Here is a 10,785-nt window from a genome sequence, read left to right as displayed (position 1 = left end):
AATGAAAAAAAATGCCCAGTCCGTGGAAGCCTGGCTGGAGGCGATGATCGCCGTGGCGCGTTATTACCGCCTCGATTTTTCTCAGGAGAACGTGCGCGCGACCGTCAACTGGGAGCGCGACAGCAAGCGGGAAGAGTTACTTACCGATATGGCGCGGCAACTGGGGATGGGGTTACGGCTGGTGGAGTTTTCCGCCGATTCGCTTAACCCCTGGCGGCTGCCGCTGATCGCGGTATTTGATAATCAGCAGATTGGTGTGATCACTCGCCGCGATAACCACGACAATATCAGCATTCAGTTCAGCGGTGACGAAGGGCTGGAAACCACGCTTAACGTCGCGGATGTTGAGGATAAAATCGTCGAACTGGCGCTACTTCGCCCGCTCAGTGCCATTCCAGATGCGCGCGTAGATGACTACATTCGCCCGTATCAGGCGAACTGGTTCTGGAGCCTTTCGCTAAAAGACTGGCGGCGCTACGGCGATATTATGCTGGCGTCACTGGTGGCGAACGTGCTGGCGCTGGCGGCGATGATTTTCTCGATGCAGGTTTATGACCGGGTGGTTCCGGCGCAGTCGTACCCGACGCTATGGGTGCTGTTCGCCGGGGTGATGATGGCGATCCTGTTTGAGTTCTGTATGCGCATGGTGCGCACGCATCTATCTGATGTGATCGGCAAGCGGGCGGACCTGCGTATTTCGGATCGCGTTTTTGGTCATGCGCTACGGCTGAAAAACAACGTGCGATCGAAATCCACCGGATCGTTTATCTCGCAGATCCGCGAACTGGAATCGGTGCGAGAGCTGATCACTTCCACCACCATCGGCGCGGTGGCGGATCTGCCGTTCTTCCTGCTGTTTGTCTTTATTCTGTGGATGATCGGCGGCTGGCTGGTGCTGGTGGTTTTGCTGGCGCTGCCGTTATTGGTGATCCCCGGCCTGCTGGTGCAACGCCCGCTGGCACGGCTGGCGAACGAAGGGATGCGCGAGTCAGCGGTACGCAACGCTACGCTGGTGGAAGCCGTGCAGTCGATTGAAGATATTAAACTGCTGCGCGCCGAACAGCGTTTTCAGAATCAGTGGAATCACACCAACGACGTAGCCTCGTCCATCAGCATGAAGCAACGCTTTCTCACCGGGCTGCTGCTCACCTGGACCCAGGAAGTGCAATCCATCGTCTACGTGGTGGTGCTGTTGGTGGGCTGCTTTATGGTGATGAACGGCGACATGACCACCGGTGCACTGGTCGGGACGACGATCCTGGCTTCGCGCACCATCGCGCCGCTGTCGCAGATATCCGGCGTGCTCTCGCGCTGGCAGCAGGCAAAAGTGGCGCGTAACGGCCTTGATGAACTGATGAAGCGCCCGGTGGATCAGCCGGAGCACGGCAAACTGGTGCATAAAGCGGTGCTGCACGGCAATTATCAGTTCAGCAACGCGGTGTTTTATTACGACGAAGAAGAGAAGATTGCCGATGTGGCGATTGGCAAACTCAACATTCAGGCCGGAGAGAAAATCGCCATTCTCGGGCGCAACGGCGCGGGTAAATCAACGCTACTGCAAATGCTCGCCGGAATGCGTATCGCCCAGCAGGGGCAGGTGCTGCTGGATAACATCAGCATCGGGCAGCTTGATCCGGCAGATCTGCGCCGCGACATGGGGCTGCTCAGCCAGACCGGGCGACTGTTCTTCGGTTCGCTGCGGGAAAACCTGACGATGGGGATGTCGGAAGCCAGCGATGAAGATATCGAACGCGCATTAACCCTCAGCGGGGCGCTGCCCTTTGTGCAGAAGCAGAAAAACGGCCTCAACTACATGATTCAGGAAGGGGGATTTGGCCTCTCTGGCGGTCAGCGGCAAACGCTGCTGCTGGCGCGGCTCCTCATCTCTCAACCCAATATCGTCCTGCTCGACGAACCCAGCGCCTCGCTGGATGAAATGGCGGAAGCTTATTTAATCGAACAACTGAAACAGTGGATTGGGCATCGCACGCTGGTCATCGCCACTCACCGCACGGCGATGCTGCAACTGGTCGACAGAATCATCGTGATGGATCAGGGGCGGATTGTGATGGATGGCACGAAAGAGGCCATTTTGCGTGAACAGGGCGAACCCACGGCGCGACGGGTGGTGTTGCAGGAGAAGAATAAGGGGTCTGCTGCATGAACGGACAACTGCAATACAACCGTGGCCTGACTGAACCCCGCCTGCCGCGCTCGGCGCTGGCGGTACGTGTGACCGTCGTCATGCTGCTCTGTTTTCTCGGCTGGGCGTGGTATTTCCAGCTTGATGAAGTCACTACCGGCAGCGGCACGGTAGAACCTTCCGGGCGCGAACAGGTGGTGCAGTCGCTGGAAGGCGGAATTCTGTATCATCTGAACGTGAAAGTTGGCGATATAGTTGAACAGGGCCAGCCGCTGGCGCAGCTTAACCGCACCAAAACGGAATCCGACGTTCAGGAAGCGATGTCGCGGCTGTACGCGGCGCTGGCAACCTCGGCGCGGCTGCGGGCGGAAGTGAGTAATAAACCGCTGGTCTTCCCTGACGAACTGAATAAATTCCCCGAACTTATCGAGTCGGAAACGGCGTTGTACAACACTCGCCGCGACGGGTTGAACAAAGCCACCACCGGGCTGACGCAGGGGATTAGCCTGGTCAACCGTGAACTGGCGATGACCCAGCCGCTGGTGAAACAGGGGGCGGCGAGCAGCGTCGAAGTGCTGCGCCTGCAACGCCAGGCCAATGAACTGGAAAACAAACTCAGCGACGTGCGCACGCAATACTACGTTCAGGCGCGCGAAGAGTTAGCAAAAGCCAATGCGGAAGTGGAAACCCAGCGTTCGGTGATCCGTGGACGGGAAGATTCCCTCACCAGGCTCAACTTTACTGCGCCGGTACGAGGCATTGTTCAGGACATTGACGTCACCACGGTTGGCGGCGTCATCGCCCCCGGTGGTAAACTGATGACCATCGTGCCGCTGGATGAGCAACTGCTGATCGAAGCAAAAATCTCCCCGCGCGATGTGGCGTTTATCCATCCGGGGCAAAATCGCTGGTGAAAATAACTGCCTACGATTACTCCATCTATGGCGGCCTGCCGGGGGAAGTGGCAGTGATATCACCAGACACCGTGCAGGATGAAGTGCGGCGCGATGTTTATTACTATCGGGTGTACATTCGCACCTTCAGCAACCATCTGGAAAATAAACATAAACAGCAGTTTCCGATATTCCCCGGTATGGTGGCGACGGTCGATATCCGCACGGGTAAAAAAAGCGTGCTGGATTATCTGTTGAAACCCTTTAACAAAGCACAGGAGGCGTTGCGCGAACGATGAACATTAGCGATGTGGCAAAAATTACCGGCCTGACCAGCAAAGCCATTCGCTTCTATGAAGAGAAGGGACTGGTGACACCGCCGATGCGCAGCGAAAACGGTTATCGCACCTACACGCAGCAGCATCTCAACGAACTGACCTTACTGCGGCAGGCACGCCAGGTGGGCTTTAACCTGGAAGAGTGCGGCGAACTGGTGAATCTGTTTAACGACCCGCAGCGTCATAGCGCCGACGTCAAACGTCGTACGCTGGAGAAGGTGGCGGAGATCGAACGGCATATCGAAGAACTGCAATCCATGCGCAACCAGCTACTGGCGCTGGCGAATGCCTGCCCCGGTGATGACAGCGCCGACTGCCCGATTATCGAAAATCTCTCCGGCTGCTGTCATCATCGGGCGGGGTGAAAATCAGTTAATCCCCGTTTGCACCGAGAGAATATGTTGCAAACTTTCTACCATAATGCGTCCCGACTGAAATAAGCCTTCCTGGATTTCGTTGTTAACATTCACAGCGTGCACCAGGGAGGCTAATAATGCTACTTGCAAGAAGGCAAAAATAAACGCACCGATAATCATAATATGCGTCAGGGCCATTTTCTTTTGCTCCTTCATTTTAAATAGCCCACAAACTGGCCTTCTTTCATTAAGGCGACTTTTCCTGTGTGATGATAAACAATGACGTTATACAGACCCGACTGATAAACCGTAGCATCGGTATTATCTTCATCTATGGCACATAGTGAATCATTGAGGTAAGCAAAGTTTTTACTGCTCATTCTGAAGGTGACGCCAAATCCTTTATAAATGGATTTTTTAGCGGCCTGGGCATGTTGTGCGGCTTCTGCATTTTTAAATGCCTGCGCCTCGGATGCACTTAAAATAGCCGCCTGACGCTGTTGTTCTGCGAGATAACAGGTGTCATGACTGACGCCCTGCGCCTGGCAATCTGCGATGCGGGAAGTGGGAGAACTACAGCCAGCCAGTAATATCACCGCCAGCAGGGAAAACGATTTAATGGTGCTATTCATCATTGTTAACCTTAAATAATGTGCGGAAAATTGCGAATAAGAAATTGCTATTAAAATTAGAACGAATATCCCACGCCGACACCTGCGCCGAAATCAGATTGTGTATCCGCTGAGACTCCCGCTTTAATTACCGTATGAATTCCAGCATTAAAAGATGTTCCGACAGACACCGCAGATTCACCGTTGAACGTTCCTGCTCCCGCTGACACCATCATTAAATCACCGGTTTTCACCTGCGGCTGTGAGGCAATGGCAATGGCTGACGCGATCCCCGCATTAGCATCTTTACGGTTATCTTCAACTTCGTTTTTCAGCGAACTGAAATTGTTATTGAGCGTGTTAATTTGCTGGCTGTTATCCGCTACTCGTTTTTGCGTGTTGCTTAACTGCTGATGCGTTTGGGTTGCGTCTTGTGTCAGGCTGTCAATTTGTTCATGCGTTTGCGTTGAGTCTTGCGCCAGACGCTGAATTTGCTCCCCGTACTGCACGCTATCGATATGTTGTTGAGTTGCCTGGTTAGTCGCAAGGGTATCAATTTTCTGTTTTTGTTCTGCTGCAATACGCGCATTCGCATCATTTTGTGCGGTCAGTCTGGCGTTAACCATCTGCTGATAATGTGCGCTGGTCTGGGCATCGCCAAGTGCAGAAACCGTTTTTTGCGTCGCGTCGATTTGCTTCTGCTGATCGGTAATTTGTTGCTGCTGGGTGTCTGCTTGTTCCTGCTGCGCGTTGGTAGCGGCTGTCTGCCTGGCGTCAATCATGCCCTGATATCGGGCAGCAGTCTGTACATCACCGGTGGCAGCAACGGTTTTCTGGGTTTCGTCGAGCTGTTGCTGCTGGTCAGCAATATCGCTGCGGTTCTGTTCGATATTATTTTTATTTTCCGTCACGGCAGCGGAGAGTTTGACGTCGTTCAGCAGTGCGGTGTTGGCGTTAGCGTTGGCATGGTCAGCCGTTGACTGGGCATGTGCGACATCGCCTTTTATGGTGCTGACGTCTGACTGTACGGCGGAGACATCATTGCGGGCGTCGGTGATGGCAGCTTTATTGGCATCAATATCCGTCTGCGCCACCATAATGGCATGATGCGCATCATCGGCTTTCAGCGATGCCCAGTTGGCAGTGTGCTGCGCGTTCTGAATGGCGGTATCCTGCCCGTTGTCGCGGTCGATCTGCGCTTGATTGGTTATCGGGTTCAGCGTACTGGTAGGCTGTACGGGAGAAGCCGTTGTATCTTCCTGAGGCGTTGTAGTTTTGTAATCATGCGCAATCAGGTAATTTTGTGCGGCTGCGCTATTTCCTGTCCTTTCTAAAAATCGACCAATTTTCTGATCAATTTCCATTTGCGACATTCCTGGCTGGATTGCCGCTAATTTTGTCGCTGCTGCCTCAACAGTATCACCCGCAAACGCAGATGGACTTACCGCGGTAGCAACAACGACAGCCAGTAAAGACAGCTTTACAGTTTTCATGCATTTTTTCTCGTTCAAAGTAAGTCACATATTTGTTTCTATAAGCAACGTATAACGTTGTTATAAGAATTAATTTGCGTTGCAATTTAATCGAAATCTACGCCGCCATTTGTGTGATGTAAAGCGCGTTTTTGTCTTGTGTAAGCGTAAACATCACCTATAAGAAACAAAAAATGTTTCTTATATAAATAAAATTGAAAATCATTTTGTGCTCTTTCAATGTAAAAAAGAGTAAAGACTTGTTTTGATAAGCGAAATAAATGTTGTTTCTGGGCTAAACGTGAAGCGGTTCCTGATGTGTGCTAGAATGCGTTTCTTTGATAAATCTCAATTTTTAAGAGGTTTACGCCAGGCAGGAAAATTAAATGAATGAATTTGAGAAGATTTTTAATGAAATGAATCTGGACAGGGCGCTGCTCCCCATCCTTTTTCGTTCGAATCGCTCTACGGTGTGGAAGTATTTAAGCGGCGATAGTACGGCTCCTGCCTCTGCCATGTCGCTGATCATGCTGTTGCAGTTGATCCAGAAGAGAAACCCCGATCTGTTAGCCGAATGGTTAACGCTTTCTGATTTCACCATTCCGCCAGAAGTTTACCTGGACCAGCCTGATTACTGGAAAGGGTGGGTGTATACCCAACACAAGGTCAATAAAAAACGTCCTGGAATATCTAAAAAAACACTATCCGGATGAAGACCAAAAAAACATGAATAAAGGTAGTGACGAGTAATTTGCCAATACCAGTCAATATGGCGGAGGCGGCCTACGATTCGGGTGCAGACTTCCAGGCATGATAAGACGCGTCCGCGTCGCATCAGGCATCGGCGCATAACCGCCGGATGCGGCGTAAACGCCTTATCCGGCCTACGGTTCGGGCACAGTTTTGTAGGCATGATAAGACGCGCCAGCGTCGCATCAGGCGATGATCGCACGGATGATCAGCGTTATCCCTTCAATCGCAATCACCTCAACATGCGTACCTGCACCGAGATCCTCGCTGGCGCTGACGGGCCATGAACTGTCGCCGACGCGCATATGACCGCGCCCGTTGACTAACGGTGATTCCAGCACAAAACGTCGGCCAATCAGCTGTTGACCGCGCTGGTTTAAATGACTGTCACTGTGCTTTTGTTCGCGCACGCCTCGTGCCAGCCATTTCCACCACAGCCAGGCGGCGAGCAGCGTCAGGACGGCAAACATCACCCCTTGCCACTCCCAACCCAGCGGCAGCAGCCAGACCACCAGGCCAGTAATCACCGCCGCGACACCGCTCCACAGTAGATAACCATTGCCGCCCAGCATCTCGGCAGCCAGCAGCAGACCGCCGAGACTCAGCCAAAAAATATGCGGATGGATAGCTATCATCTCGATCATGATTTATTTCGCTCGTTCGCGCTGTCTTTCACCAGTTCAGCAATCCCGGCAATCGACCCCATCAGGCTGCTGGCGTCTAATGGCATCATCACCACTTTGCTGTTACTGGAGGAACCAATCTGCTGTAACGCTTCGGTGTATTTCTGCGCCACGAAGTAATTCACCGCCTGAATGTCACCAGAAGCAATGGCTTCAGACACCATTTGGGTCGCGCGGGCTTCCGCTTCGGCAGAACGTTCACGCGCTTCGGCCTGTAAGAATGCCGACTGACGTTCGCCTTCTGCTTTCAGGATTTGTGACTGTTTTTCACCTTCGGCTTTGAGGATTTCCGCCTGACGGATCCCTTCCGCTTCAAGGATGTAAGCGCGTTTGGTACGTTCCGCTTTCATCTGCGCGTTCATCGAAGAGATAAGCTCAGCCGGTGGGCGCACATCGCGAATTTCAATACGGGTGACTTTTATCCCCCACGGATTAGTGGCTTCATCGACAATATGCAGCAGACGCGAGTTAATGCTGTCGCGCTGAGAGAGCATTTCATCGAGTTCCATTGAACCCAGAACGGTACGGATATTAGTCATGGTCAGGTTGATGATCGCAAGTTCCAGATTGCTGACTTCATAAGCGGCACGCGGGGCATCAATCACCTGAATAAAGCAAACGGCGTCGATAGTGACGTTGGCGTTATCTTTCGAGATAACTTCCTGGGATGGGATGTCGAGCACTTGCTCCATCATATTGATCTTACGACCAATGCGGTCCATAAACGGCACCACCAGACTTAGCCCCGGCTGTAATGTTTTGGTATAACGACCAAATCGTTCTACCGTCCACTGATAGCCCTGCGGAACGATTTTGACGCCCGCGCCAACAATGACCAGCGCGACAAAAATGAGAATCGGGATAAAAATAAAGCATCGGAAAACCTCCTAGTTGTACCGTCCATAAAGAGCAAAATTGCTGCTTGATTAAACAAATTATACCTGATTACTGAAAGAGAGTTCCCCCTTATTCTTGCGGAGGATAAACTGTTTTTAGTAAAAATCAGAAAAGGGATGGGCAATGCAGGAAAATAGTCTTTTGCTCCAACTACAAAATGTTGGATATCAGGCGGGCGATACGAAGATTCTCAATAACATCAATTTTTCGCTGCGTGCTGGCGAATTTAAGTTAATTACCGGCCCTTCTGGCTGCGGTAAAAGTACGCTACTAAAAATAGTTGCTTCATTAATCAGCCCGACCAGCGGAACGTTACTGTTTGAAGGTGAGGATGTCAGCACACTAAAGCCAGAAACCTATCGCCAACAAGTTTCTTACTGCGCCCAGACGCCGGCTCTGTTTGGCGACACGGTCTACGATAACCTGATCTTTCCCTGGCAGATCCGTAACCAGCAGCCTGATCCGGCCATTTTTCTCGATTTTCTCGAACGTTTCTCCTTGCCGGACACCATTTTGACGAAAAATATCGCCGAGCTATCTGGTGGTGAAAAACAACGCATCTCATTGATTCGTAACCTACAATTTATGCCGAAGGTTTTATTGCTCGACGAAATCACCAGTGCGCTGGATGAAAGCAACAAACGCAACGTCAATGAGATGATCCACCGCTATGTACGTGAGCAAAATATTGCGGTGTTGTGGGTGACGCACGATAAAGACGAAATTAATCATGCGGATAAGGTGATTACACTGCAACCGCATGCCGGAGAAATGCAGGAAGCACGCTATGAACACGCATAATATTACCAACGAGTCACTGGCCCTGGCATTAATGCTGGTGGTTGTCGCAATCTTAATTAGCCATAAAGAAAAACTGGCGCTGGAGAAAGATATTCTCTGGAGTGTGGGGCGTGCGATAATTCAGCTGATTATTGTCGGCTATGTGCTGAAGTATATTTTCAGCGTGGATGATGCCAGCCTGACATTATTGATGGTGTTATTTATCTGCTTTAATGCGGCGTGGAATGCGCAAAAGCGCAGTAAATATATTGCTAAAGCTTTTATCTCATCGTTTATTGCCATTACGGTCGGGGCGGGAATTACTCTGGCGGTGCTGATTCTCTCAGGGTCGATTGAATTTATCCCGATGCAGGTGATCCCTATCGCCGGGATGATTGCCGGTAACGCGATGGTGGCGGTGGGGTTGTGTTACAACAATTTAGGGCAACGGGTCATTAGCGAACAGCAACAGATTCAGGAGAAACTGAGTCTTGGCGCGACGCCGAAGCAGGCTTCAGCGATATTGATTCGCGACAGTATTCGCGCGGCTTTAATTCCGACGGTGGATTCGGCAAAAACGGTTGGCTTAGTGAGTTTACCAGGAATGATGTCCGGGCTGATATTTGCCGGGATTGATCCGGTGAAGGCGATTAAATATCAGATTATGGTGACCTTTATGCTGCTCTCAACCGCCAGCTTGTCGACCATTATTGCCTGTTATTTAACCTATCGTAAGTTTTACAATTCGCGCCACCAGTTGGTGGTGACGCAATTGAAGAAGAAATAATGCGATGCCTGATGCGACGCGGGTGCGTCTTATCATGCCTGGAAATCTGCGCCCGAATCGTAGGCCGGATAAGGCGTTTACGCCGCATCCGGCGGTTATGTGACGATGCCTGATGCGACACTGGCGTCTTATCAGGCCTGCAAACCTGCACAGCATCGCATTTCAACGGAAAATTAATACAACAACGCATACAGCTGGCGGCGATACTTCGACGCCAGTGCATCACCCGTACCCAGCGCAGCGAGGATCTCCTGGAACGTTTTACGTGTCTGACCGTCTGCGGCGGTGAGATCTTTACGCAGATGTCCGAACAGTAACTCCAGCGCCTCTTCATTGCGCCCAACCTGATGCAGTTGCAGCGCCAGTTGCGTCGCCAGTGCGGCATCTTCTGGATTCTCTGCCACCTGCTGTTGCAGCTGCTGAATTTCCGGCGTATCAGCCGCCTGCTTCAGCAGTTCGATTTGCGCCACCAGCCCCTGGTAGCGGGTGTCCTGATCCTGCAACGGAATCGTTTTCAGCACCGCTTCTGCATCTTCAGAACGGTTCAGCGCAATCAGCGTTTCTGCCAGCAGCAGGCCGATCTCCCCGTTCTGATTCGACAACTGCCAGGCGTCTTTCAGCAATGGCAGGGCATCGGTGTAATTGCCTTCCTGCATCAGTTGCATCGCCTGCTGCGCTTTCAGCTCTTCTTCGCGCGGCAGCACTTTATCCAGCAGGGCGCGGATCGCTTCTTCCGGTTGCGGCCCCTGGAAGCCGTCTACCGGTTGCCCGTTCTGGAACAGATAAACGGTCGGAATCGCGCGCAGACCAAACTGGGAAGCAATCATCTGCTCGGCGTCGCAGTCCAGCTTCGCCAGAATAAATTGCCCGTTGTACTGCGCCGCGAGGCTTTCCAGGATCGGGGTTAACTGCAAACAGTGCTGGCTACGTTCAGACCAAAAATAGAACAGCACCGGTGTGGTCATCGACTGTTCAAGAACCTGTTGCAGGTTAGATTCGTTAATGTTGACAATATTTTCTACGGACATGGAGTCGCTCTCTGTTGTCGATATTTTCTTTGACATGGGGGCTTAAG

10 protein-coding genes and 2 pseudogenes are annotated in these 10,785 nt (G+C 51.8%); 6 read left to right on the top strand and 6 right to left on the bottom strand.

The genetic code is table 11. The features are described from left to right. Position 1: 1 nt before the first annotated feature. The 3 genes and pseudogenes from CRI63_RS04315 to cueR all read left to right on the top strand — a co-directional run bounded on the left by CRI63_RS04315 (position 2) and on the right by cueR (position 3,739). Positions 2-2,164 carry a type I secretion system permease/ATPase gene (locus CRI63_RS04315; protein ID WP_135518617.1) on the top strand — a complete coding sequence of 721 codons (2,163 nt, stop codon included), beginning with the start codon at positions 2-4 and terminating at the stop codon, positions 2,162-2,164. Continuing rightward, a pseudogene (locus CRI63_RS04310) lies at positions 2,161-3,335 on the top strand (HlyD family type I secretion periplasmic adaptor subunit). The gene CRI63_RS04315 and the pseudogene CRI63_RS04310 overlap by 4 nt, the downstream one beginning before the upstream one ends. Further along, on the top strand, positions 3,332-3,739 hold the full coding sequence (cueR, locus tag CRI63_RS04305; RefSeq protein WP_135518615.1) for a Cu(I)-responsive transcriptional regulator: 408 nt from the start codon (positions 3,332-3,334) through the stop codon (positions 3,737-3,739). The pseudogene CRI63_RS04310 and the gene cueR overlap by 4 nt, the downstream one beginning before the upstream one ends. A 3-nt stretch (positions 3,740-3,742) precedes the next feature. On the opposite strand, the gene CRI63_RS04300 is transcribed toward cueR, so the two are convergent. Genes CRI63_RS04300 through CRI63_RS04290 form a run of 3 tightly spaced genes read right to left on the bottom strand, consistent with a single transcriptional unit; the run spans position 3,743 to position 5,468 of the window. After that, a complete protein-coding gene (locus CRI63_RS04300; RefSeq protein WP_130215523.1) occupies positions 3,743-3,946 on the bottom strand; it encodes a hypothetical protein in 204 nt (67 codons plus the stop codon). Next, positions 3,943-4,365: a hypothetical protein gene (locus tag CRI63_RS04295; protein ID WP_130215525.1), complete on the bottom strand. Its 423-nt coding sequence runs from the start codon at positions 4,363-4,365 to the stop codon at positions 3,943-3,945. The genes CRI63_RS04300 and CRI63_RS04295 overlap by 4 nt, the downstream gene beginning before the upstream one ends. A 53-nt stretch (positions 4,366-4,418) precedes the next feature. Further along, positions 4,419-5,468 (bottom strand): YadA-like family protein, encoded by a 1,050-nt coding sequence (locus CRI63_RS04290; RefSeq protein WP_240782716.1) that lies wholly within the window; start codon positions 5,466-5,468, stop codon positions 4,419-4,421. Between the two features lie 731 nt (positions 5,469-6,199). On the opposite strand from CRI63_RS04290, the pseudogene CRI63_RS04285 reads away from it, so the two are divergent. After that, positions 6,200-6,563 (top strand): annotated as a pseudogene (locus CRI63_RS04285) (hypothetical protein). A 185-nt stretch (positions 6,564-6,748) separates the two neighbouring features. On the opposite strand, the gene CRI63_RS04280 reads toward CRI63_RS04285, so the two are convergent. Both CRI63_RS04280 and CRI63_RS04275 read right to left on the bottom strand, forming a co-directional pair. Further along, on the bottom strand, positions 6,749-7,207 hold the full coding sequence (locus tag CRI63_RS04280; protein ID WP_130215529.1) for an NfeD family protein: 459 nt from the start codon (positions 7,205-7,207) through the stop codon (positions 6,749-6,751). Next, positions 7,204-8,115 carry an SPFH domain-containing protein gene (locus CRI63_RS04275; RefSeq protein ID WP_135518611.1) on the bottom strand — a complete coding sequence of 304 codons (912 nt, stop codon included), beginning with the start codon at positions 8,113-8,115 and terminating at the stop codon, positions 7,204-7,206. The genes CRI63_RS04280 and CRI63_RS04275 overlap by 4 nt, the downstream gene beginning before the upstream one ends. A gap of 151 nt (positions 8,116-8,266) precedes the next feature. On the opposite strand from CRI63_RS04275, the gene fetA reads away from it, so the two are divergent. After that, positions 8,267-8,944 carry an iron ABC transporter ATP-binding protein FetA gene (gene fetA, locus CRI63_RS04270; RefSeq protein ID WP_130258563.1) on the top strand — a complete coding sequence of 226 codons (678 nt, stop codon included), beginning with the start codon at positions 8,267-8,269 and terminating at the stop codon, positions 8,942-8,944. Next, on the top strand, positions 8,931-9,710 hold the full coding sequence (fetB, locus tag CRI63_RS04265) for an iron export ABC transporter permease subunit FetB (protein ID WP_010347707.1): 780 nt from the start codon (positions 8,931-8,933) through the stop codon (positions 9,708-9,710). The genes fetA and fetB overlap by 14 nt, the downstream gene beginning before the upstream one ends. A 173-nt stretch (positions 9,711-9,883) precedes the next feature. Here fetB and cnoX read toward each other — a convergent pair whose 3' ends face one another. Next, positions 9,884-10,738 (bottom strand): chaperedoxin, encoded by an 855-nt coding sequence (cnoX, locus tag CRI63_RS04260; protein ID WP_016159169.1) that lies wholly within the window; start codon positions 10,736-10,738, stop codon positions 9,884-9,886. Between the last annotated feature and the right edge of the window lie 47 nt (positions 10,739-10,785).

The organism is Escherichia sp. E2661 (assembly GCF_004745185.1).
Taxonomy (GTDB): domain Bacteria; phylum Pseudomonadota; class Gammaproteobacteria; order Enterobacterales; family Enterobacteriaceae; genus Escherichia.
Note: the sequence above shows the minus strand (reverse complement) of the source record. Positions and strands in the feature narration are given on the sequence as shown.

Bases quoted from the DNA above. Each gene is read 5' to 3' on its own strand.
- cnoX (WP_016159169.1), bottom strand. From the start codon at position 10,738: ATGTCCGTAGAAAATATTGTCAACATTAACGAATCTAACCTGCAACAG.
- fetB (WP_010347707.1), top strand. From the start codon at position 8,931: ATGAACACGCATAATATTACCAACGAGTCACTGGCCCTGGCATTAATG.
- CRI63_RS04295 (WP_130215525.1), bottom strand. From the start codon at position 4,365: ATGATGAATAGCACCATTAAATCGTTTTCCCTGCTGGCGGTGATATTA.
- CRI63_RS04300 (WP_130215523.1), bottom strand. From the start codon at position 3,946: ATGAAGGAGCAAAAGAAAATGGCCCTGACGCATATTATGATTATCGGT.
- CRI63_RS04315 (WP_135518617.1), top strand. From the start codon at position 2: ATGAAAAAAAATGCCCAGTCCGTGGAAGCCTGGCTGGAGGCGATGATC.
- CRI63_RS04280 (WP_130215529.1), bottom strand. From the start codon at position 7,207: ATGATCGAGATGATAGCTATCCATCCGCATATTTTTTGGCTGAGTCTC.
- cueR (WP_135518615.1), top strand. From the start codon at position 3,332: ATGAACATTAGCGATGTGGCAAAAATTACCGGCCTGACCAGCAAAGCC.
- fetA (WP_130258563.1), top strand. From the start codon at position 8,267: ATGCAGGAAAATAGTCTTTTGCTCCAACTACAAAATGTTGGATATCAG.